The organism is Providencia sp. PROV272, from assembly GCF_049901975.1.
Taxonomy (GTDB): Bacteria; Pseudomonadota; Gammaproteobacteria; order Enterobacterales; family Enterobacteriaceae; genus Providencia; species Providencia stuartii.
Map to the genome: position 1 here is coordinate 3,374,569 of NZ_CP096291.1, position 23,275 is coordinate 3,397,843.

Annotated in this window: 21 protein-coding genes; 8 read left to right on the forward strand and 13 right to left on the reverse strand. The window is 41.5% G+C overall.

Annotation, left to right across the window (positions count from 1 at the left end; genetic code table 11):
• Positions 1–14: 14 nt before the first annotated feature.
• Complete coding sequence (locus M1E93_RS15565; protein WP_060560751.1) at positions 15–341, forward strand: cupin domain-containing protein; 327 nt, start codon at positions 15–17, stop codon at positions 339–341.
• A 790-nt stretch (positions 342–1,131) separates the two neighbouring features.
• On the opposite strand, the gene frdD is transcribed toward M1E93_RS15565, so the two are convergent.
• From frdD to frdA, 4 genes are read right to left on the reverse strand one after another with little or no spacing between them, the layout of a single operon-like run.
• Positions 1,132–1,485: a fumarate reductase subunit FrdD gene (frdD, locus tag M1E93_RS15570; RefSeq protein WP_004925804.1), complete on the reverse strand. Its 354-nt coding sequence runs from the start codon at positions 1,483–1,485 to the stop codon at positions 1,132–1,134.
• A 15-nt stretch (positions 1,486–1,500) separates the two neighbouring features.
• Positions 1,501–1,896, reverse strand: coding sequence for a fumarate reductase subunit FrdC (gene frdC, locus M1E93_RS15575; RefSeq protein ID WP_004925800.1), 396 nt, complete (start codon positions 1,894–1,896; stop codon positions 1,501–1,503).
• Between the two features lie 14 nt (positions 1,897–1,910).
• Positions 1,911–2,645, reverse strand: a complete 735-nt coding sequence (locus M1E93_RS15580; protein WP_014657515.1) for a succinate dehydrogenase/fumarate reductase iron-sulfur subunit — start codon at positions 2,643–2,645, stop codon at positions 1,911–1,913.
• Positions 2,638–4,434 carry a fumarate reductase (quinol) flavoprotein subunit gene (frdA, locus tag M1E93_RS15585; RefSeq protein WP_004925792.1) on the reverse strand — a complete coding sequence of 599 codons (1,797 nt, stop codon included), beginning with the start codon at positions 4,432–4,434 and terminating at the stop codon, positions 2,638–2,640. The genes M1E93_RS15580 and frdA overlap by 8 nt, the downstream gene beginning before the upstream one ends.
• An 802-nt stretch (positions 4,435–5,236) precedes the next feature.
• Here frdA and epmA point away from each other — a divergent pair.
• On the forward strand, positions 5,237–6,214 hold the full coding sequence (gene epmA / locus M1E93_RS15590) for an elongation factor P--(R)-beta-lysine ligase (protein WP_004925785.1): 978 nt from the start codon (positions 5,237–5,239) through the stop codon (positions 6,212–6,214).
• A gap of 44 nt (positions 6,215–6,258) precedes the next feature.
• Here the strand turns inward: epmA and glpQ are convergent, their stop codons facing one another.
• From glpQ to M1E93_RS15605, 3 genes are all read right to left on the reverse strand, one after another.
• Positions 6,259–7,335 carry a glycerophosphodiester phosphodiesterase gene (gene glpQ, locus M1E93_RS15595; protein WP_036942962.1) on the reverse strand — a complete coding sequence of 359 codons (1,077 nt, stop codon included), beginning with the start codon at positions 7,333–7,335 and terminating at the stop codon, positions 6,259–6,261.
• 99 nt (positions 7,336–7,434) lie between these two features.
• A complete protein-coding gene (gene glpT / locus M1E93_RS15600; protein ID WP_004925781.1) occupies positions 7,435–8,784 on the reverse strand; it encodes a glycerol-3-phosphate transporter in 1,350 nt (449 codons plus the stop codon).
• Positions 8,785–8,843: 59 nt separating this feature from the next.
• The gene (locus M1E93_RS15605; protein WP_250246068.1) at positions 8,844–10,004 is read right to left on the reverse strand and encodes an IS30 family transposase; all 1,161 of its coding nucleotides are present in this window, start codon (positions 10,002–10,004) and stop codon (positions 8,844–8,846) included.
• Positions 10,005–10,435: 431 nt separating this feature from the next.
• On the opposite strand from M1E93_RS15605, the gene glpA reads away from it, so the two are divergent.
• The 4 genes from glpA to M1E93_RS15625 all read left to right on the forward strand — a co-directional run bounded on the left by glpA (position 10,436) and on the right by M1E93_RS15625 (position 15,218).
• Positions 10,436–12,091 carry an anaerobic glycerol-3-phosphate dehydrogenase subunit A gene (gene glpA, locus M1E93_RS15610; RefSeq protein WP_004925779.1) on the forward strand — a complete coding sequence of 552 codons (1,656 nt, stop codon included), beginning with the start codon at positions 10,436–10,438 and terminating at the stop codon, positions 12,089–12,091.
• The gene (glpB, locus tag M1E93_RS15615) at positions 12,081–13,376 is read left to right on the forward strand and encodes a glycerol-3-phosphate dehydrogenase subunit GlpB (RefSeq protein ID WP_036942968.1); all 1,296 of its coding nucleotides are present in this window, start codon (positions 12,081–12,083) and stop codon (positions 13,374–13,376) included. The genes glpA and glpB overlap by 11 nt, the downstream gene beginning before the upstream one ends.
• The gene (glpC, locus tag M1E93_RS15620) at positions 13,373–14,566 is read left to right on the forward strand and encodes an anaerobic glycerol-3-phosphate dehydrogenase subunit GlpC (protein ID WP_014657520.1); all 1,194 of its coding nucleotides are present in this window, start codon (positions 13,373–13,375) and stop codon (positions 14,564–14,566) included. Before glpB ends, glpC begins: the two co-directional genes overlap by 4 nt.
• Positions 14,567–14,699: 133 nt before the next feature.
• Positions 14,700–15,218: a GNAT family N-acetyltransferase gene (locus M1E93_RS15625; protein ID WP_036942971.1), complete on the forward strand. Its 519-nt coding sequence runs from the start codon at positions 14,700–14,702 to the stop codon at positions 15,216–15,218.
• A gap of 45 nt (positions 15,219–15,263) precedes the next feature.
• Here the strand turns inward: M1E93_RS15625 and dhaL are convergent, their stop codons facing one another.
• The 3 genes from dhaL to M1E93_RS15640 form a co-directional block, all read right to left on the reverse strand.
• Positions 15,264–15,884 carry a dihydroxyacetone kinase subunit DhaL gene (gene dhaL, locus M1E93_RS15630; RefSeq protein ID WP_004925767.1) on the reverse strand — a complete coding sequence of 207 codons (621 nt, stop codon included), beginning with the start codon at positions 15,882–15,884 and terminating at the stop codon, positions 15,264–15,266.
• Between the two features lie 63 nt (positions 15,885–15,947).
• Positions 15,948–17,018: a dihydroxyacetone kinase subunit DhaK gene (dhaK, locus tag M1E93_RS15635; protein WP_036942978.1), complete on the reverse strand. Its 1,071-nt coding sequence runs from the start codon at positions 17,016–17,018 to the stop codon at positions 15,948–15,950.
• 218 nt (positions 17,019–17,236) lie between these two features.
• Positions 17,237–17,905 (reverse strand): 7-cyano-7-deazaguanine/7-aminomethyl-7-deazaguanine transporter, encoded by a 669-nt coding sequence (locus M1E93_RS15640; RefSeq protein ID WP_004925758.1) that lies wholly within the window; start codon positions 17,903–17,905, stop codon positions 17,237–17,239.
• A gap of 168 nt (positions 17,906–18,073) precedes the next feature.
• Here M1E93_RS15640 and tusA point away from each other — a divergent pair, with 168 nt between their 5' ends.
• Positions 18,074–18,328: a sulfurtransferase TusA gene (gene tusA / locus M1E93_RS15645; protein ID WP_004925753.1), complete on the forward strand. Its 255-nt coding sequence runs from the start codon at positions 18,074–18,076 to the stop codon at positions 18,326–18,328.
• A gap of 68 nt (positions 18,329–18,396) precedes the next feature.
• Here the strand turns inward: tusA and M1E93_RS15650 are convergent, their stop codons facing one another.
• The 3 genes from M1E93_RS15650 to M1E93_RS15660 all read right to left on the reverse strand — a co-directional run bounded on the left by M1E93_RS15650 (position 18,397) and on the right by M1E93_RS15660 (position 22,810).
• Entirely contained in the window at positions 18,397–19,374 is a 978-nt protein-coding gene (locus M1E93_RS15650; protein WP_036942981.1) for an Rpn family recombination-promoting nuclease/putative transposase, read from the reverse strand.
• A gap of 264 nt (positions 19,375–19,638) precedes the next feature.
• Positions 19,639–22,038: a zinc/cadmium/mercury/lead-transporting ATPase gene (locus tag M1E93_RS15655; RefSeq protein ID WP_104873200.1), complete on the reverse strand. Its 2,400-nt coding sequence runs from the start codon at positions 22,036–22,038 to the stop codon at positions 19,639–19,641.
• A 142-nt stretch (positions 22,039–22,180) separates the two neighbouring features.
• Complete coding sequence (locus M1E93_RS15660) at positions 22,181–22,810, reverse strand: lysoplasmalogenase (protein ID WP_004925743.1); 630 nt, start codon at positions 22,808–22,810, stop codon at positions 22,181–22,183.
• Between the two features lie 106 nt (positions 22,811–22,916).
• Between M1E93_RS15660 and M1E93_RS15665 the strand changes: the two genes are divergently transcribed.
• Positions 22,917–23,270: a DUF2500 domain-containing protein gene (locus tag M1E93_RS15665; protein ID WP_169342329.1), complete on the forward strand. Its 354-nt coding sequence runs from the start codon at positions 22,917–22,919 to the stop codon at positions 23,268–23,270.
• Positions 23,271–23,275 lie beyond the last annotated feature (5 nt).

Sequence of the window (23,275 nt, forward strand, 5' to 3'; positions counted from 1 at the left end):
AAGTTAAGGTCATAATGTTTATTTTCGATAAGGAAATAGAGGCAAAAAACATTGCCTCAGGTACGCGACGTAAGTTGTTCCCTGGCAGTGAAAATATGATGATAGCAAGATTATCTTTCACAACCGGTACATCAGGTGACTTACACGCTCATCCACATGAACAAATGAGTTATATACTCAAAGGGAAATTTAGATATCAAGTGGGGCATGTGACTAAAGAAGTTGGAGAAGGCGATGTTGTTTATATTCCTTCAAATGAGAAACATCGCTGTGAGTGTTTATCTAATGGTGAAATTTTAGATATATTCGTACCAATGAGAAAAGACTTTTTAGATAATTAAATCATTTTGCTAAATGATTAAAAATCTATTGATAAAATAGAGGGGATCTCAATGTCTAAAATTGGGATCCCCTCTCTATTTTTTAATAATTAAAATTGACCCATTCATTACATGATAAAAAACACAACCAGTAATAATCAAAGCAGTTTTATCATTGAGGGAAATACACTAACGTGATATCTCAGATATGTTATTTTTCTTCTTTATTGATTTTTCGCTGATTCAAGACAACAAGTCAAACATAAAAAAGTAAGCATAAAAATGGGGATAATCATAAACGGTGAATAAGGTGAATATTGTCTGGTAATCTTGCCGATACTAGATGTAGCAATTAACTTAACAGGAATGCGGCACCTTATTAATTAAATCTCTCAGTAGGTTGAGAAGGCTGTTACATCTGTTATCAATGAGACTCTGTAACAGGGAGCAAAAGAATAGGATGATGCTCTTATTTATTGGGCCATTTCCCGAGAATTGGTGAGAAAAATAATAGCCCAAGATGTTGAGTGCCAATAGGACACCCTAGTGTTGGGTTAAGCCGTTGCGTCGAACATATTGATTTACGCAATAGTGGATAATACAGGTATCGCCAAATCTAGTTTGGATAGCACCATGTAGGGTAATCATTCATGCCATAGCAGATTTATTGAAATCGCTAGTTTTGATAAAGAAACGGTCATTACAGTAGCCAGAGAGCGGCTTAATAACGTGGAAATAGAAAGGGAGATGAGAGGCAGTATAATGAAAAATCCCTCATAGCGGTGAGGCATATGAGGGATCAGTAAAGCTGTTACAGAGCAATGACACCAATAATAGCGATCACGCTAATAATCGCCGCACCACCATAAAATACCCATTTTGATGCTGGGACATGCACTTTAAAGTCGTGCAGTGTGTGGTGAATACGGTGCATAGCACACCATACTGGTAGAATTATCATGAGCAGTAAGAAAATACGCCCGATAAAACTTTGGCAGAATGCGACAATACGCTCATAGCTTAGCATTTCAGGTGCAACACCTAATGGGATTAATATTCCCAAGAGAATGATGATAGCAGGTCCAACAATGGCACTCCACATACCACCGGCACCAAATAATCCCCAGAAAACCGGTTCATCGGAACGTTTAGGCGTTAGATTCATCAGATCCTCCGTTGATTAAAATAGCAGTGCGATCGCTAAAATCGCTGCCGTAACTAAGATCGTTAATGCCCAAAAACCTTTAACAATTGGCTCTTGTGACATTTTTTTATCACCAACGATAATACTGACGGCTTTTGGAGCTAGATTAAACCATGTTGTGGTATGAAGGAGCGTCGCAGCCAGTGTAATAATGTTGATAATAATGACGATTGGATTACTTAAAAATCCAACAAAGCTTGCCCAAGATTCTGGACCACCTTTTAATGCGAATACGCCGAATAACACTAAAAGGCTAAACCATAGCTGAAGAACGGAGGTACTTTCACGTACGATATAAAAGCGGTAGAAACCTAACTTTTGCCACCAGTCGCCCTTCATTTCCCTTACATAGGGTTTACGTTTTGTAGTCATGACTTCAATTCTCCTTATCGTGGCTTCAGCATGGCGATAATAAAGTCTTGCGCGCTGGCTGCTTTCGCTTGCTGGATTGCAGCTGCTGGGTCAACATGCTTAGGACAGACTTCAGAGCAGTAGCCTACAAATGTACAGCTCCAGACACCATTATCACCGTTCAATAATGGCATGCGTTCTTTTGCTCCGTGGTCACGGTTATCTAAGTTGTAGCGCTCAGCCAAGGTAATTGCAGCAGGACCAACAAATTCAGGATTCAGGCCGAATTGTGGGCAAGCGGCATAGCACAAGCCACAGTTAATGCATCCAGAGAACTGATGGTATTTTGCCATCTGTGCCGGAGTCTGCTTATTCGGACCTTCTGAAGGCTTACGATCGTTACCAATGATATAAGGCTTGATAGCTTCTAAGCGCTCAATAAAGTGAGTCATATCAACCACCAGATCACGCTCGATCGGGAAGTTGCCTAGCGGTTCTACCTTCAACCCTTCAGGGTAGTCACGTAGGAAAGTTTTGCACGCTAGTTTGGGAACATTATCAACCATCATGCCGCAAGAACCACAAATCGCCATACGGCAAGACCAGCGATAAGACAGATCAGGCGCAAGGTTATCTTTGATATAACCTAAAGCATCCAGCAATGAGGTTTGCTCATCATAAGGGACATCATATGCCACTAAATGGGGCTCATTATCCGTTTCAGGATTGTAGCGCATGATCTCCATTTTTAAGTGTTTCATATCATCCATTAGCTTGCTCCTTGTTTGCCTTCTCTTGAGCTTCAGCTTCTGCACCATAAACACGTTTTGCTGGCTGAGATTTAGTAATCTTCACATCACTGTATTCAAGACGAGGTGCGCCTTCTGGGTTATAGAATGCCAATGTGTGTTTTAAGAAATTCACATCATCACGTTCAGTGCAGCCTTCGTCGAGACGTTGGTGTGCACCACGAGACTCTTTTCGATTGAGTGCGGAGTGTGCCATACATTCGGCAACATCTAAGCCAAATCCAAGCTCAATGGTATACAACAGATCGGTATTGAAAACGCTGCTATGGTCGGTAATTTCAACGTGTTTAAAGCGCTCTTTCAACTCTGCAATCTTATCAATGGTTTTTTGCATTAATTCAGGGGTACGGTAAATACCGCAGCCTTCTTCCATTGACATACCCATTTCATCACGGATTTTCGCCCAACTTTCTTTACCTTTTTGGTTGAGAAGTTTGTTCAGATTATCTTCGATATCACGAGTACGTGCTTCAATAGCATTTGCATTCGCTGGGGTTGCTTCTGCTGCATGTTTTGCGGCTTGCTCACCCGCTAAGCGACCGAATACAACAAGCTCAGCTAATGAGTTAGAGCCTAAACGGTTTGCACCGTGGAGACCGACAGAAGAACATTCGCCAACAGCAAATAAGCCTTTGATGCGAGTTTCACAGTTTTGATCTGTTTCGATACCCCCCATCGTATAGTGAGCGGTCGGACGAACAGGAATTGGATCAGTGACTGGGTCAACACCGACATAAGCTTTTGCTAGTTCGCAAATGAAAGGTAGGCGTTCATGTAGTTTTTCTGCACCAAGATGACGTAAATCTAGATAGACAACATCACCACGATGGGTACTAATTGTGCGGCCAGCACGCCATTCATGCCAGAACGCTTGTGAAACTTTGTCACGAGGACCGAGTTCCATATATTTGTTTTCAGGTTTACCGAGTGGCGTTTCGGGGCCCATTCCGTAATCCTGTAGATAGCGATAGCCATCTTTATTGACAAGAATACCGCCTTCGCCGCGGCAACCTTCTGTCATTAAGATACCAGAACCAGGTAGGCCAGTTGGGTGATATTGAACAAACTCCATATCACGCAGTGGTACGCCATGTCGGAAAGCCATGCCCATACCATCACCAGTTACAATACCACCATTAGTATTATAGCGGTAAACACGTCCAGCACCGCCAGTTGCCATGACGATAGAATTGGCACGGATTTGAACCTTTGTGCCTTCCATCATGTTGAGTGCGACAAGACCGCGAACTTGGCCTTCATCGACGATGATATCTAGGACAAAATGTTCGTCAAAGCGTTGAATTTGAGGATATTTTAATGAGGTTTGGAAGAGGGTATGGAGCATATGGAAGCCAGTTTTATCGGCTGCAAACCATGTACGTTCAATTTTCATACCGCCAAAACGACGGACGTTAACTGAACCATCTGGTTTACGGCTCCATGGACAGCCCCATAGTTCCAGTTGAGTCATTTCTGTTGGGCAGTGTTCGACGAAATATTCGACGACATCTTGCTCACACAGCCAGTCTCCACCAGCAACCGTATCATTAAAATGATAGTCATAGGAGTCATGGGCCTGAGTTACTGCGGCTGATCCCCCCTCGGCAGCCACGGTATGGCTACGCATAGGGTAAACTTTTGAGATCAGAGCAATCTTGATGTTGGGATTTGCTTCTGCGGCAGCAATCGCTGCACGTAAGCCTGCGCCCCCGGCCCCGATAATCGCTAGATCGGCATTGAAGGTTTGCACTGCGCTTCTCCATTGTTCAAGTGTAAATTGATAAATTCTTTTAAATACTTTTGATACTTAGCTATCTGCTTGTCAGTGCCACGTAATGTGATACTGCAAAAACTCTCTTTTTTAATAGTAAATAATATAATAGCTAATAATGACTTATCATGCTTTGAATTATAGCGAATAGTCCTCATGATAAATTTGATATAGAGGGGGGTTTTAGGTGATTTAGCCTATAAAGTGTGATCTATGCCAAGTTTTTATTAATTGTTTTTTCATGCGTGGCATTTTAAGTATGGTGATGAGTAAAAAAAACATAAATTCAAATAATTACCATCATCTTTAGCAAAATGGATGGAGGGGAAATCTATTTGTACGATTGGGAATCGACTGGCCTAAAGAGAATAATAACAAAAATGTTGTTAGCTTGTATTTTTTGTCCTAAAGATTTACACAAAAATTAAATACAGTATGTTTGTGCTGTTATTTCTGACGTTTCCTTTCACGAAATAATAACCTATTTGTTTATTAATAATGAATGTCATTTATAACATCAGGTTAACATCATATTAGAAATAATCATGATTGCTTTCTCAAGTTGACTTAAGGATTAATGGTATAAAAACGTTTTTTTGCTTAATCGATTGAAGCCGAGGATAATCACGCATTATTTCGCTCACCTTGCTATATTTTTGTTTGTCTACAGCGATTATTACGGCAGCTTATACATCAATTACATTTGATTAGTGCGAATGGATTGTTTGTCAGGCAAGAGGTGAGTAAACTGCACGACTGTGTTTATTTTGGAGTTATATTAATGAGTGAAGTAGCGGACTGGCAGCCAAGCGCACCCATCGCTAACCTACTACAGCGAGCAAAAATCATCGCTGAAATTAGACGTTTTTTTACAGAGCGCTGTGTGCTTGAGGTTGAAACTCCTGCCATGAGTCAGGCGACCATCACAGATATTCACCTTGTACCTTTTAATACCCGCTTTGTGGGGCCCGGTGCAGCACAAGGGATCGATCTCTATTTGATGACCAGCCCCGAATACCACATGAAACGTTTATTGGCAGCGGGCAGTGGACCAATCTACCAACTCTGTCGTAGTTTTCGTAATGAGGAAGCAGGGAGACACCACAACCCTGAGTTCACGATGCTTGAATGGTATCGCCCACATTATGATATGTACCGTTTAATTAATGAAGTGGATGACTTGCTTCAACAGGTGCTGGATTGTGAAAGTGCTGAATTACTTTCTTATCAACAAGCCTTTTTACGTCATTTAGATATCGACCCTCTCTCGGCAGAAAAAAGCGAGTTAAAAGAAGTCGCTGCTCGGTTGGATTTGAGTAATGTCGCTGAGCACGAAGAAGATAAAGATACACTGTTGCAACTGTTATTTACGATGGGCGTAGAGCCTCATATCGGTAAAGAAAAACCAGTTGTGGTGTATCATTTTCCTGCAACTCAAGCATCTTTAGCAGAAATTAGTACTGAAGATCATCGTGTTGCAGAACGTTTTGAAGTTTATTTTAAAGGTATGGAATTGGCGAATGGCTTTCGTGAATTAACCGACGCGAAAGAGCAACGCCAGCGTTTTGAGCAAGATAACCGTCGACGTGCAGCCTTGGGGTTGCCTGTTCATCCAATTGATGAGCATTTGCTTGCTGCGCTAACCCATGGCTTACCTGAGTGCTCTGGTGTGGCTCTTGGCGTCGATCGTTTGATTATGATTGCGTTAAAGGCTGAAAAGATCAGTGATGTGATTGCTTTCCCTGTCACAATCGCTTAACAGTGTAGATTGCAGCCAAAGGGCTGCAATCTGCTTTTTAGTGATTATGGATGCTGTTTCTGTTTTTGGAGAAACTGTACACCTAAGTCAGGGAAATCAGTGAATGCACCATCTACGTCAGCTTGATTGTAGATAATATCAAAGAGTTGTTGTCCATCCTTAGCGTATTTTGGCAATTTATCGACCCGGATAGTATAAGGGTGTACTGCCATATTATTGGCATGGGCATCTTTTACCATACCCGTTAGCTTAATATTGTTAGGTGTTGAATCTTCACTAACCAACATATGGTAGTCAGGACCAATACCATCTGCATATTTAGCGACTTCCTTCATTGAGCCGGGTTTAAACATCCAATCATAACTATAGTTAACCCAAGTTCCATCTGGTTTCTGTTCTTGTGTTTCGTTCCAGTCAGTGTAGGCAATCAGCTGGATAAGTTTTAAATTCATCCCCATTTCAGGCATTAAGGTGTTCTTAATACGCTTGAGTTCATTTGCATCAAAGCATTGAAGGTAAACATTCGAGTTTTTATCGGTATAACCATACTGTTTCAAGACTTCGAGTGTTTTTTTCGTAATATCTTTGCCTTCTTGCTGGTGGAACCAAGGGGCTTTAATTTCAGGGTAGATACCAATATTTTTCCCTGTCGATTTATTCAGACCTTGAACAAATTCGATTTCTTCTTGGAAGGTATGGATCCGAAAATCAGATTTGCCCATGGGGAAGCGGTTAGGGTAGCTCTGAACCTTCTTGCCATCGACAATATCAAACCCTTCAGTGAACTTTAATGATTTGATTTCATCAAGAGTAAAGTCGATAGCATAATAGCGGCCGTCTTGACGTGCTCGATTAGGAAAACGCTCAGCGACGTCTGTCACGCGATCAAGGTAATGGTCATGAAGTACTACTAACTCATTGTCTTTAGTCATGACTAAATCTTGTTCAAGAAAGTCAGCGCCTTGCGCATAAGCCATCGCTTTTGCTGGTAATGTATGTTCTGGTAGATAACCACTGGCACCACGGTGTGCGATCACGACTTTCTCGGCGGCTTGTGCCACCGCTGAAGCTGACATCACTAAAACCATACTTGCCACCAATGTTTTTAATGGGAAGTGCATGATTGTATCTCCTTGTCACTTTTTTGGTAAAAAAAGGGCTATATCGTTTTTTGATATAGCCCAGAGCTTAGTGCGTTAACGTGAATCTTTAATGAAGTGTTAGTTCATTTTCGCTAATTCACGTTTGTGTTTAGATTCGCTAATCATCACAATAAAGAGTAAAACTACAGCGAGTGCAGAGCCACCGATCATGACGGCAAAGCCACCATCCCAACCGAAGTAGTCAACGGTATAACCAACGATAGCACTTGCCGCAACGGAGCCACCAAGGTAGCCAAATAGACCCGTAAAGCCAGCAGCAGTCCCCGCTGCTTTTTTCGGTGCAAGTTCAAGGGCATGTAGACCAATCAACATAACAGGGCCGTAGATTAAGAAGCCGATGATTAGCATACAAGCCATATCAACATTTGGGTTACCAGCAGGGTTCAGCCAGAATACAATCGTAGCAATTGTAACTAAGAGCATGAAGAAGACGCCTGTTGCTCCGCGGTTACCACGGAACACTTTGTCCGACATCCAACCACAGATCAACGTACCCGGAATACCTGCATATTCGTATAGGAAATAGGCCCAAGAGGATTTATCCATTGCAAAGTGTTTCACTTCACGTAGATAGGTAGGTGACCAATCAAGCACACCGTAACGTAATAGGTAAACAAAGACGTTAGCAATTGCGATCATCCATAACAGTTTGTTCGGGAACACATACTTCATGAAGATCTCTTTTGCCGTTAACTCTTTTTCATCTGACTCTTTGTAGTCAGGTGGATAGTCATTTTTATACTCTTCGATTGGTGGTAAACCACATGATTGCGGCGTATCACGCATGAGAGCAAAAGCAATCATTGCAACAAGGATTGCTGCGAATGCTGGCATATACAGAGCCGCTTTCCAATCGTTGAACCATGCCATACCTAGCATAAATAGTAGAGGAGGAATACCACCCCCTACGTTATGAGCACAGTTCCAAACAGAAACAATACCTCCACGTTCTTTTTGTGACCACCAGTGAACCATGGTACGACCACAAGGAGGCCAGCCCATACCTTGGAACCAACCACATAGGAACAGCAACGCGAACATGACCATGATGCTAGAGGTTGCCCATGGTACAAAGCCCATGATGAGCATGACGACTGCGGCAAGGATTAGGCCTGCCGGTAAGAATACCCGTGGGTTAGAGCGGTCTGATACAGACCCCATAATAAATTTAGAAAAACCGTACGCGATAGAGATCCCTGATAATGCAAAGCCCAGATCGCCTTTGGAAAAGCCTTGTTCAACAAGGTAAGGCATCGCTAAGGCGAAGTTTTTTCTTACCAAATAATAGGCTGCATAACCAAAGAAAATTCCCATGAAGATTTGCCAGCGTAGTCGGCGATAGACTGGATCTATCTTTTCTGCTGGCAACCTCGATATATGAGGTGCTGGCTTAAAAATGCTTAACATATAGCCTCCGATGGCTTATTAATCGTTATTTACTCTTATATCTTATATTTCTTGTGAGTTCAATCGGTGGATGCAACACACTGGTTAAATCGTTCTGCTGGTGATTCATAACCTAGCGTTTTTCTTGGCCTCTCGTTGAGTTGTCTAGCGATGCTGTCTAATCGTTGCTGGCTATGAACGGATAAATCAGTGCCTTTGGGAAAATATTGTCTGAGCAATCGGTTCGTATTTTCGTTTGAACCACGTTGCCACGGAGATTGAGGATCGCAGAAGTAGACTTGAATATCAGTCGCTACAGTAAATACTGCATGATTGGTCATTTCAACACCTCTGTCCCAAGTTAATGTTTTATATAGTTCAGCGGGTAATTGTTGAGCCTGTTTAATGAGAGCGGCTATCACCGTTGCTGTTTTATTATCACTGATTTTAGCTAGCATAACATAACGTGAATGGCGTTCTACTAAAGTGACAATATAAGAATTTTTAGAGCCTTGAATTAGATCCCCTTCCCAGTGGCCTGGAATTGCTCTATCCGCAACAGTCGATGGCCTTTCGCTTATAGGAACGGCATTAGGGATTGAGCCTAATCCTTTTCCTTTAAGTGATGTGGTTCTAGATTTTCGTACCGTTCTTCTGCTTCTAAGATATTGCTGTAGCTCTTTTTTTAAAGCTCCCCGAGTTTGTATAAAAAGTGTTTTATAAATCGTTTCGTGAGACACATTCATCTCCTGAGCATCTGGATAATTACGTTTTAGCCAGCCAGCAATTTGCTCAGGTGACCAGCCTCGATGCATTTTTTCTGCGATTATTTTACACAATGTAGGGTTTTGACTTAACTTACAAGCTTTAGGTCTCAAGGCATTATCCCATGCTTTTTTATCCGCTTTTGCTGCACGGTAGTTAGTTAATCCACCATGTCTGCGGATTTCACGACTAACAGTTGAAGGAGCTCTTGATATTTTTTTAGCTATCTCCCTGATACTGCACTTTTCTGCTAATCCTCTCGATATTTCTTCTCTTTCATCAAGCGAAAGTGACAATCTGTGGCGTTTACGGACGAGAGGGCGGAAGCCACCCGTTTGATAAATAGTGGGCATAATAGAAGAATGGTATCTATCAAACATTCTTGCGATTTCATGTAAAGAATCACCTTGCTTATATCTGTCCCAAATAATCGCTTTTTGTTCAGGTGTATAGTAAATACGTTTTCTTGGCTTCATAACAATGCCCTCCTTATTTAAGGATAGCGTTGCATCGATTAATTGAACTCACACTATATAAAAGACTGTGAGTGTTTATTCTTGATAGAGTGATAAAAACGAAAGTATTCGAATTTAATTTCGAGCAATTTCTTTCATAAGTGCTCTTATGATAGTCATAAAAAAACATTTTATCTGTAATCTACTGCACAAATATCTGTTTTATTTATGGGAGGCATAGTTAAAGTCATTTAAGGAGGAAAAGAAACCATAACAGATGAAATTATTGTGATTAACATCACGAATTTTGTCTTTTTATCGCTAATTTTGGTTTGATTGCTTTCGTTTTTGTTCCTTATCAAACATCAAGCACGTTTCTTGTCTATATTTAGTTATAGATTATAAAAATAGACCATACTAAAAGTAATGTTGATTAATGTGAGGAATGCGACATGAATGGCTCATCTGTGACTGAAACGGATGTCATCATTATCGGTGGTGGCGCAACAGGTGCAGGTGTTGCTCGTGATTGCGCCCGCCGAGGATTGAAAGCAGTTTTACTCGAAAGGCATGATATTGCAACAGGCGCAACAGGACGCAACCACGGCTTGCTACATAGTGGTGCTCGCTATGCTGTCACGGACGGGGAATCAGCAAGAGAGTGTATTGAAGAAAACAAGATACTAAAACGTATTGCACATCATTGTATTGAGAAGACTGACGGTTTATTTATTACGTTGCCTGAAGATTCTCTCGAATACCAACAGCAATTTATTCAAGCTTGCCAAGCGGCAGGTATTGATGCTCATGCTCTCGACCCCGCAGAAGCGATCCGCCTTGAGCCGTCAGTCAATCCCCAATTGATCGGTGCTGTGAGAGTGCCTGATGGTACTGTTGATCCTTTTCGTTTAACCGCAGCTAATATGCTGGATGCCCGCGAACATGGTGCGAAAGTGCTCACTTATCATGAAGTCATCGGACTAATTCGAGAAGGTGATAAAGTACGCGGTGTAACAGTTTACGATCATCAAGCTAAACAACAATATGATATTTATGCTGAAATTGTGGTTAATGCTGGGGGGATTTGGGGACAAAAAATCGCAGAATACGCAGATCTGAAAATCAAAATGTTCCCTGCAAAAGGTGCGCTTCTGATCTTAGGCCACCGATTAAATAACATGGTTATTAACCGCTGCCGCAAGCCTGCTGATGCGGATATTTTGGTACCTGGAGATACGATTTCACTGATCGGCACAACATCGACACATATCGAATATGATCAAATTGATAATATGTATGTGACACCGGAAGAGGTCGATATTTTGATCCGCGAAGGTTCAATGCTCTCACCTGCATTAGCGAAAACACGCATATTGCGCGCTTATGCGGGGGTTAGGCCATTAGTTGCCAGCGATGATGATCCTTCTGGTCGTAATGTGAGTCGCGGTATTGTGTTGTTGGACCATGCGAAACGCGATGGCCTTGAAAACTTTATCACAATTACTGGTGGTAAATTAATGACTTATCGCCTCATGGCTGAATGGGCAACAGATAAAGTGTGTGAAAAATTAGGGCATACCGCCAAATGCACTACAGCAGATGCCCCTTTACCAGGGTCGCAACATAGTGCTGAAGAAGCACTGCGTAACGTTATTTCAATTCCAGCCCCCATTCGTGGTTCTGCAGTCTATCGTCATGGTGACCGTGCTACCGCGATATTAACGACCGATAGACTAGATAAGAGCCTTGTTTGTGAATGTGAAGCGGTTACCGCAGGTGAAGTACGTTATGCTGTTAACTCATTAACAGTTAATAACTTACTTGATTTACGGCGTCGGACTCGCGTTGGCATGGGAACATGCCAAGGTGAGTTATGTGCTTGCCGAGCCGCTGGGTTATTAAACCGTTTTAATGTGACAACACCACATGAAACCGAACAGCAGCTAGGACATTTTTTGAATGAGCGTTGGAAAGGCGTAAGACCTATCGCTTGGGGGGATGCATTGCGAGAAAGTGAATTTACTAGTTGGGTTTACCATGGCTTATGTGGCATGAATGAAAGTACCTTAGATAAGGTTTCTAACGAGGAGGCTGACCATGAAATATGATGCAGTCGTGATGGGCGGGGGGCTCGCTGGGCTTATCTGTGGTATTCGCTTAACTCAATCAGGTTTATCTTGTGCCATTGTGAGCGCAGGGCAAAATGCGTTGCACTTTTCATCTGGATCTTTGGATTTATTAACGCATTTACCCGATGGCCAAAGCGTAGAAAAACCATTAGATGCCCTAGATAAACTGAGTGAGCAGGCGCCAGAACACCCGTATAGCCGGCTTGGTAAACTTTCGGTGATTAAACTCACTCATCTTGCAAAGACACTATTACAGCAAAGTGGCGTGAAACTTAAAGGTTCTAGCGATGAAAATCATTATCGCATAACGCCATTGGGTCATAAGCGCCTAACATGGTTGAGTCCTGAGTTTGTGCCTACAGTTAACCTCCATAAAAAAAAGGATATGGGAAAAATAGCGGTTGTTGGTATTGAAGGTTTTTTAGATTTTCAGCCGCAAATGGTGTCTGATGAGTTGCAAAGAGAGGGAGTCAGTGCGAGTGCTTATTATGTTCATTTGCCGCTCCTTGATAGACTTAGAGAAAACCCCAGCGAATTTAGAGCTATCAATGTGGCACGTTGGTTAGATAGGCCTGAAAACATGGCGCAAATAGTGGCTGAAATAGCACCACTAGTCGTTGATTCTGATACTATTTTTATGCCAGCGTGTATCGGATTAGATAGTGAAGAGCCTTTGCTTGAGCTACAAAAGCAGCTTGGTAAACCCATCTACTTGTTGCCTACATTACCCCCTTCATTACTGGGGATCCGATTGCATGAGATGCTGTTACGTCAATTTCGCCGTCAAGGTGGGATCATCATGCCGGGTGATAAGGTGACTTCAGTGAATTGTATTGGGTCACGCATAGAATCAGTGAATACACGTAATCATGGTGATATTTCACTCAAGGCTTCTCAGTTTGTCTTAGCCACCGGCAGTTTTTTTAATAATGGGCTTGTTGCTGAGTTCGATCGTATTTATGAGCCATTAATGAACCTTGATTTATGTCATATTCCTCAGCGTGCACAGTGGACCAATAAAGCATTTTTTGCTTCACAGCCATATATGACGTTTGGTGTTCAAACAGATGAGTATCTACGGGCACAAAAAGAGGGGCAAACTTTCGAAAATCTCTATGTGGCAGGCGCGGTTTTAGGCGGTTTTGACCCTTTAACTGAAGGTTGTGGTGCGGGAGTTTCATTGATAAGTGGCTTACATGCAGCAAATGAAATTGTGGGCTATTTTGAACGACAAAGAGCCATGCAGGCGGAGGTGGCGCAATGAGTATTCAGGATGCAAGCTTTGAAAGTTGTATTAAATGTACTGTTTGTACGACCTATTGCCCTGTAGCGAAAGTTAATCCGTTATATCCTGGGCCAAAACAAGCGGGTCCTGATGGTGAGCGTTTACGTTTAAAAGATCCAATGTTATATGATGAGGCATTGAAATATTGCACTAACTGTAAACGTTGTGAAGTTGCATGCCCATCGGATGTTAAAATAGGCGATATTATTGCTCGTGCTCGTAATACATACAGCCAACAAAAGCCGAAATTACGTGATGCAATACTCAGTCATACCGATTTAATGGGATCACTATCGACACCTTTTGCTCCAGTGGTAAATACCATCACGGGGCTAAAACCAGTTCGTCAAATTCTCGATAAAGCTTTAAAAATTGACCATCGTCGGGAGTTGCCTAAATATTCCTTTGGAACATTTAGACGTTGGTATGCAAAACAAGCGGCGGAACAACAAAAATTTGCAGAGCAAGTTGCCTTTTTCCATGGTTGCTATGTCAATTATAACCATCCACAGCTCGGTAAAGACTTAATTAAAGTGTTTAATGGAATGGGAATTGGCGTTCAACTATTAAAACGCGAAAAATGTTGTGGTGTGGCGTTAATTGCGAATGGCTTTATGAAACAAGCTAAGCGGCAAGCAAATGTTAATTTAGAATCGCTACAAGAAACCATCCTTGAGAAACATATTCCGGTTGTTGCAACGTCATCGACGTGTACTTTTACACTCCGTGATGAGTATACACATGTTTTAGATGTCGATACCTCACAAATGCGCGATAACATTGAATTAGCAACACGTTATATCTATCGCTTATTAGAGCAAGGCAGAGAGCTTAAACTCAAGCATACACCTCTGAAAGTGGCTTATCATACGCCTTGTCATATGGAAAAAATGGGTTGGACATCATACACATTGGAGTTGATTAAGCGTGTACCTGGCGTTGAATTGATCGTACTCGATTCTCAATGTTGTGGTATTGCAGGAACATACGGCTTTAAAAAAGAAAACTATGAAGTTTCTCAAGGGATTGGCGCAGGGTTATTTCGCCAAATTGAAGACAGTGGGGTTGATATGGTGATTACAGATTGCGAAACCTGTAAATGGCAGATAGAGATGTCGACCAGTAAAAAATGTGAACACCCGATAAGCCTGTTAGCCAAAGCATTATAATAAAAATAATGAGCTGTTTAGTTAACCCGTTAGGGAGAAAGGAGCCCACCTTTCTCCCTTTTTTGTAATAGTACTGCCATATTCTATCATGCCGTAGTAACCTTATGATTTAATGCATAATGATAGGTTTGACATGTTAGACACGGATCCCTCCTTTAGACTTAGAAAATTGACGCTAGAAGATAAGGACTTCTTTTTTCAACTGTATACGAACCTCGATGTTTTACGTTTTATTTCTAACCCAAAAACAGAAAAAGAAATTCTTGCCGCGTTTGAAAGTCGATTAATCGAATGGAATTTACATTCTGAACATTGGCTATGTTTAGTGATTGAAGATATTGAAACTCACCGGCCTATGGGATTGATTGGCTTTTGTTTATCATTAGTAAATCAACAGCGAGTTGGTGAAATTAGTTATTTGATTGACCCTACTTTTTCAGGTAAGGGCATTGCGACGTCGGCTCTGAAAATGCTGTTATCATCCCCTGATTATGCACAAATTCGCACATTTATAGCAGTAGTGACCGAAGGTAATATTGCTTCTGAAAAAGTGTTGGTTAAAAACGGATTTTCTAAACAAAAAGTGATTACTGCAAACTATGAGATTAATGGTTTTGTGTATGATGATATTTGTTATGAATTAAATCGATAAAACATCACGCTGGTGGTGAGTAAACTATACCAGCGTGATGGAGAGTTAAAGTGATTTCTGTAAAGTTTCCAGCAGTAGCAACACTGATGTTCCACCAGGATCTGCATGGCCTATACTGCGTTCACCTAAATAACTGGCTCGGCCTTTTCGTGCTTGCATAGGGATTGTTGATGCCACACCTTGTTTTGCTGCTTCTACAGCCGCACTTATTGCTTCATTTAAGGTTTGTGAAGTCGCTTTTTCAAGTGATTCACAAACAGGCCACCAAACATCGCACATGGTTTTATCATTAGGTTCGGCTTTGCCTCGTGATACAACACCTTCTGTTCCTGCTTTGAACAGCTCAGCTAAATCAGCAATGCTTAAATTTTCTTTACCAGCAGCACTTTGCGAAGCTTTAATAAAAAATGTGCCGAAGAGTGGACCACTTGCGCCACCGACACTAGATAAGAGTGTCATTCCGGTGGTTTTCAGTAAGGTAGCAATATCTTTGTCTTCAACAGAAGGTAATTTTTCGGCTACTTTCTGAAAACCACGATGCATGTTGAGTCCATGGTCGCCATCACCAATAGCGGTGTCTAGCTCGGTAAGCCGATCTTGTTCATCAGCAAAAGTTTGTGAACACTGTATCAACCAATGATAAATTTGCGGTTGTGTTAAGTTCATGATGTTTTGGCTCCATTTTTACTGCTTAATTTATTGGTTATTGGGAGTAGAAGTTTTGTGTTATCAACACTTCCAACGTAAAGCCGGGGTATTGACTGGTTCATCCCATAACATTAAGTCTTCATCATCCACTTTTAATAGCGTAATTGAGATGCCTTGCATATCAAGTGCGGTGCAATAGGAGCCGACAAGGCTACGTTCAATAGTCAAACCAAAATCGTGACAACAAGTTTGTAGTCGGTGGTACACAGCGTACAACTCAGATAATGGTGTGGCGCCAAGGTTATTAACTAATGCAATTACGCGATCGCCTTTTTTCAGAGGGTGTTTAGTGTGTTTATGCTCTTGCCAGCAGCCATTTTCACGATCCCATTGGCGGCTTATGCGTTCGTAGTGACCGTTTTCGAGCAAAGTTTCAAACATTTGATCGACAGTATCGTCTAAATTAGTAAATTTGCGCCGTTCAATGCCGGGCTCTCCGTGGATCCCCACGCCAAATTCCATTTCGTTATCCGGAAGTTCAAATGAGCGTTTTCCTGCCGCGGGTACGGTACAGGCTTGTAAGGCAACACCTAAACTATAACCATGATTATTGATCTTGTGGCCTAGTTCCACTAATTGCTCAAGAGAATATCCTTTGGTCGCTGCCGCGCCGAGTATTTTTTCCATCAAAACGGTATTAGCGACACCTCGGCGTCCTGCGGTGTATAAACTATCTTTTACTGCGACATCATCATCAACTAATACGGTAGCGATTTTGATCCCTGCATCGTGTAAGAGTTCAGCGGCCGTTTCAAAATTTAGGACGTCACCAGTGTAGTTTTTTATGATCATTAATACACCTTCGCCGCTATCGATGGCCATTGCACATTCCATCATTTGGTCTGGTGTCGGGGATGTAAACATCTCTCCTGGGCATGCCCCATCTAACATTCCTTGACCAATATATCCGCTATGCATCGGCTCATGACCGCTACCCCCACCGGAAAGTAGGCCAACTTTGCCTTTGATAGGTGTATTACTATGAACGAGGTAGGTTGGGTCAACATTCAAACGTAATTCAGGATGAGCAGCAATAAGCCCTTGATTGACTTCACTTATAATATCTTCAACACGGTTAATCAGTTTTTTCATCTTATAAACTCCAAAAGATAGAGAGTGATGGTTATTTCTGTTCGTTTGTGTTCTTTTTTGGTTGAATTAAAACGGAATTGGCGCGGATCGTTTCGATTGTGCAACCAGACTATCACGGCTGTGAGATTATTGATGAATAAAACCAATAAAATGAGAGTTAGATCGGTAATTTTTCAGAGGTGAGCGAAGGGGAGTACTATTTCCCCTTCGCAGTTGCACTAATGTTGATTGGCGAGTTTTTGCTCGGCAGTTTTGGCAAAAAATGTCTTCAAAATAAAATTGAGTAAAACACCATAAGCAGGTAAGAAAAATAGCATACAAATAAATAGCTTAAAGGTATAGTCAACTAAGGCAATTTCTACCCAATTCGCAGCCATAAAAGGATCACTGCTTTGATAAAATGCAATAAAGAAAAAGGCAATGGTATCAATTAAATTACCGAAGAACATGGCGCAGGCGGGGGCAACGTACCAACGTTTATTTTGACGTAATCGGTTGAACACACTGACGTCCATTATTTGCCCAAGAACATAAGCCATAAAGCTAGCAGCGGCAATTCGAGCCACAAATAAGTTAAATGTATTTAATGCTGCTACTCCTTGCCATTCACCTTGAAAAAATAGAGCTGATATAACATAGGAAATGAGTAGAGCAGGCAACATGACCGCAGTGATGATCCGACGTGCAAGTGGTGCACCATAAATACGTACAGTAAGATCAGTTGCTAAGAAAATAAATGGAAAGGTAAACGCTCCCCATGTAGTGTGAAAACCGAAAATATTAATCGGCAACTGTACAAGGTAGTTACTAGAGGTAATAATTAAAATATGAAATAAAGACAGCCAAATTAATGCACTGGCTTTTTGCTGTGCTGTGAATGAAAACATATTGTACCTTTTTAAGTAGCAATGGGGTGAGGGAACCCATAAAAAACTTTCCCGACATTGGGAAGTGCGCATAATACGCTTGTTGCGCAACAAAAGCAAAACTGTTACGTCAGAGAGGATAATTTTATTATATAATTAGAGCATCTTTTATTTTTTAGAAGCGTAGTTATGTCTGATTTATTTTTAAATGCCACTAAAACTCTTGATACACTTGGTTTGCGTTGCCCTGAGCCAGTTATGCTAGTTCGTAAAACTGTTCGAGGAATGAATGCTGGCGATACTTTACTCATCATTGCAGATGATCCTGCAACTACACGTGATATCCCCGGTTTTTGCCGTTTTATGGAGCATGAATTGCTGGCAGTTGAAACGGAACAAACCCCATACCGTTATTTGTTACGTAAAAAAACGGAAGGCCTGTAAGCCTTTTTTAGTTAAATAGGCTGCTTGCGTGCGGTGAGCTTAAAGGCTATCGCACGAATATGGCATTATTACTGGTAAGTGCCCTTATCCTCTTGAATGATAAGTTGTAACTCCTCATAGCTAAAATTTAGGCTCTTCATCACAAGTTCGAAGCTTGCACCATTTTTTAGGAGTGAAAGTGCATTTTCATGCCTGGCTTTTTGCATGCCTTCTATCTTGCCTTCTATCTTGCCTTCTATCTTACCTTCTATCTTACCTTCAATCTTACCTTCTAGTTTGGCTTTATCTTTTAAACGTTGAGCGATATTCATAGCAACACCTTGATGGTTTTCGATTTGTTCAATTAACTGTTGAATTATTTGTTCAAAATACTGAGATGAATCTAACGTAGTGAGCAGATAATTAATAATAATGCTGGTATCTTGCTCACTATTATAGTGCCTATTTAATGCTTGGGCGAGCAGACTAGTCACTTGCTGATATTCGTCACGTAGATTTTTATGCTTCAATGCAAGTTCCATTACTGCAATCTTTCGATGATTAACTAACTCATTGTCATCAATAACAGTGATATCCACTAATGGAAATGGATTAAAGTACAGTTCATCAGCGAGTTCGGGCCAAGAAAAACAGTGAGTCCATGTTTTCAAATAGGGATAGGGGGAGCTATCTCCATGGTAAAATAAAATAGGTACTACGAGTGGTAAACTTTTATGGCCTTGCTGAAGGTGTTGATTCATTGCCAAAAATGAATAATGCATTAAGCGCCAACTCATTAATTTATCAGGTGTTGATTGATGTTCAATAAGGAGGTAAAGATAGCCATCACCAACTTCTGTTTGTACAGTATAAAGAACATCAGATAATCGAGAGCGCAGTTTTTTATCGATAAAAGAAGAGTTAGTAAGTGCTAATGTATTAAAGTCACATAAAGACCGAATATGTTCTGGCAAATGAATGTCGAAAAAATCGCGAGCATTATCTATTTGGGTTAAAAAACCTTTAAAAGCGGCATCATGTGGTGTTGTAGGGGCTTTTTGTATCATACTCGCCTTCATCAATGTCCTTATGTTACGAAGATATTAGCGAATATAGAGATAAAATAGAAAAAAGTTACTCCTAATTTAACGTGAAAAAATAATTTATTTTTTATAAGTGACATCTCATTACTTGTTGTATTTAAAGTTTTTATTACTATTTAATAAAAATTAAAATGTAAGAAATGATAGTTTACTAGATAATAATGATTAAACGTTCTATTTATAACAAAGAAGCGCCGTTATGGCGCTTCTTTAATAATACAATAAATATTATTTTTTAATTTGTGGTAGTTTTACTTTTAGTAAACGTACCGCATTTGCTGTCACTAAAGCTGTTGCTCCTGAGTCAGCAAGAACAGCGACCCAAAGCCCTGTTATTCCCAGTAGGCTGGTAACTAGGAAGATTGCCTTTAACCCTAAGGCTATTGTGATATTTTCACGAATAATCTTACGAGTGGACTGTGATAAAGCAATCACTTCAGGTAATCCAGTTAAACGGTTATGAGTCAAGGCAGCATCGGCAGTTTCCAAAGCAACATCCGTTCCACTACCCATTGCTACACCAATACTTGATGCTTTCATGGCTGGGGCATCGTTAATACCATCGCCGACCATCATAGTGCTATGGTTACGGTTTAATTCCATCACAGCAGTGACTTTATCTTCAGGCAGTAAACCTGCACGGTATTCCATACCTAGTTGACCAGCTATAGCTGCGGCTGCGCGAGGATTGTCGCCTGTTAGCATCACCGCATTAACATTCAAAGCCCTTAACATACTCATGGCATCTATCGCATCGCTTCGTAATGTATCTTGCAGCGCGATTAAGCCGATGACTCGGTTATTTTCCAGTGTGATAACGACTGTTTTGCCTTCCGCCTCTAGTAATTCAACTCGATTTTGCCAAATCCCATCAAGTGGGCTATCCAAACGGCTTGGGGCGCTCACTAACACATGTTTACCATTAAGATAACCTTCAACCCCTTTCCCTGCGAGAGCCTTACGATTTTCGGCTTCAACGACGTTAATTGATAAGGCTTCTGCCTTATTTATAACGGCTTTTGCTAAAGGATGATGAGAGCCTGCCTCAACAGATGCAGTGATTTGTACTAGTTCATTTTCAGTTATACCGTCGACAGGAACCAAATCAGTAACATGAGGTTTACCTTCCGTCAACGTTCCTGTTTTATCTAGTGCAATAGTGGTGACTGAACCTAACTGTTCGAGCGCTGCACCGCCTTTAATTAATGCACCACGACGTGTGGCGGCTGCTAACGCAGAGGTGATTGCCGCAGGTGTAGAAATCACTAAAGCACATGGACAACCAATCAGCAGCAAGGTTAAGCCTCTGTAGATCCACGTTTCCCATGGTGCGCCAAAGAATACGGGAGGGATCACCACGACTAATGCTGAAAATAGCATGATCAGTGGAGTATAGATACGACTAAAGCGGTCGATAAAACGTTCAATTGGTGCTCGACGTTCTTCAGCTTCCTCAATCAATTGCAAAATACGGTCAATCGCGTTTTGCCCTTGCTCTGAAACCACTTTCATCTGTACTGTGCGATCGACAGATAAGCAGCCTGCCGCTACTTTTTCGCCAACATTACGTTCGACGGGAACAGATTCACCCGTGAGTGAGCTTTCATCAAAGCTGGCGAAGCCGGAGATCAATTCCGCGTCAGTTGGTAAGCGACCACCGGGTGCAATTTCAATGATATCACCTGGACGTAGCTGTGAGACTGGAACTGTGGTTTTCTGACCATTTTTAATTAATAAAGCTTCTTCTGGTACAAGTGCCATAAGAGCACTGACACCGCGTCGTGCTCGACCAGCAGAGTAAGACTCCAGCATTTCCCCCAACATAAATAGTAAGATAACCATCGCGGCTTCTTCTGTTGCCTGAATAAAGATGGCACCGATAGCGGCGACAGTCATCAGGGTCTCGATCGCAAAAGGTGTACCAGTACGGATCAAACGTAATGATTTACGCGCAATGGGATAAAGGCCAAATAAAGTCGTTAGTGTAAAAGCAATGAGACCAATTTGAGGGTTAATGCGCTCCACCCCCCAGCTAATAGCCATTAAGATGGCTAAGATGATCACAGGCTTCGACTCGCTTAATAGGCTAGGCGGAGGTGTAATAGCAGCAGCGCTATTGATACCAACATCTAATAGCTCATAGCCAGCCGCTTCTACGGTTGCGCGGACAGCGGAACTAATATCTTTATCGGCATCAACAACGAGTTTTTCTGTGGCAAATAGGACTTTAGCCTGTTTTACCTCAGTGATTTGTTTTACCGCATTTTCGATTTTTTGAGCGCAGCTAGGACAATCCATACCGCGAATTATCCAATTGAAACGTTGCCCTGCGGCTTGTGCAGGTGCAACATCATTTTGCAGCTCACTTGAAGAACTACAACATGCCGTATGCTGATGGCTATGCTCATGTTCTTGATGATCATGTGCTTGATGAGAGGTTGAACAGCAGCTCTGGTGCTGATGAGCCTCCTCATCATCGTCAGGATGTTTCTCGACAGTATCGTGTTCGTGAGTATGTGAGTCATTACTTACATTTTTACTGTTTTGAACCGCAGTTGAAGAGCAGCTGCTGCTCGAACAGCAAGCGCTATTATGTTGATGTACTTCTTTATGGTTGTGTGAGTGCATATGCGCCCCCTTATCAAACAATGACCTTAATCAATATTGATAAGTCTATACTTTGGAGTCTACTCCAGAGTCAAATAGATTAGGGGATGCCAATTGATAAAAAATGCTATTTGAGAATTTTATCAATTGGCAGTGAAGAAAGTTATAAATAAACCGCGCGGATAATGAAGAATTGTCCGAGGAAATAGAGGGCCGCGACAATGGCTTTCGACGCTTTAAAAGGAAAGCGGAAACGAGCAATTAGCCAAATACAGTTAGAAATAAACAGCAAAAATGCCCCGACCATGATTGAGAAGTTGTAATCGCGACCTAGGCCAAAGAATTGGTCACCGGCTACCCAAGCCATAATCATACTCATGATTAATAATGCAAAGATCATTGCCTGTAACTCTTTGAGTTTTGTCCAAATTACACCTAAAGTGATAGCTGCAATAATCAGAGGTATTGGGAGCCAAGGGAGATATAGGCTGAAATCTAACTGCATACCAAAACTGATGGTATAAAGAAGATAACTTACAAACAGCAAGGTTACAGATGCAAGTAAGCGCTCACTTGAAAACATTCTCATCATATCGGCGAGTAATGAAACTGCCAATGCAGCAAGGATCAAATATCCTTGTGTGGTGAGAAAATCTGCATTCCAGCCCCAGAGCAATAACAGTATCAGTGTGACGGGACGAAATAACCAACGTTGCCACTCAGGGCCACGATATGCTGCATCAACATACAGCCAACCAGAAAAAAGTACTGCAAGGAATGGCCAACTAATCATAAACACATCCTTATAAATTCAATGAATGAAGCAACTAGGGTGGTGTTCCTTCTGTATGATTAAGATAAACTATACTGATGAACACTTTAAGCACAATGTTAACTTTATGAATAAACCTATCTTACTTATTATCGTATTGGCGGTTATTGCTGTCTTGGCAACAAAGCGCTTTTTTGACCAACGCAAGCAAAATGAGATCAATGATAATGCTGTGCCAGTCAGTTATTCGGTGGTTGTTGATAGTAAAAAAGATTACCCTTATCCCAATATGCGTTCCCGTGAACGGGATGTGGTTTCACCTGAAACCTTTCGTTATGAGGTCTATTTTAAACCACTAAATAATACGGCTGTGATTAAAGTGATCGTCAGTGAATCTCAATATCAAGCTATTGAACAGGGTCGCCAAGGAACGCTCCGTATGCAAGGAACCCGATTCTTAAGTTTTGAGCCTGACGAATAACCTAA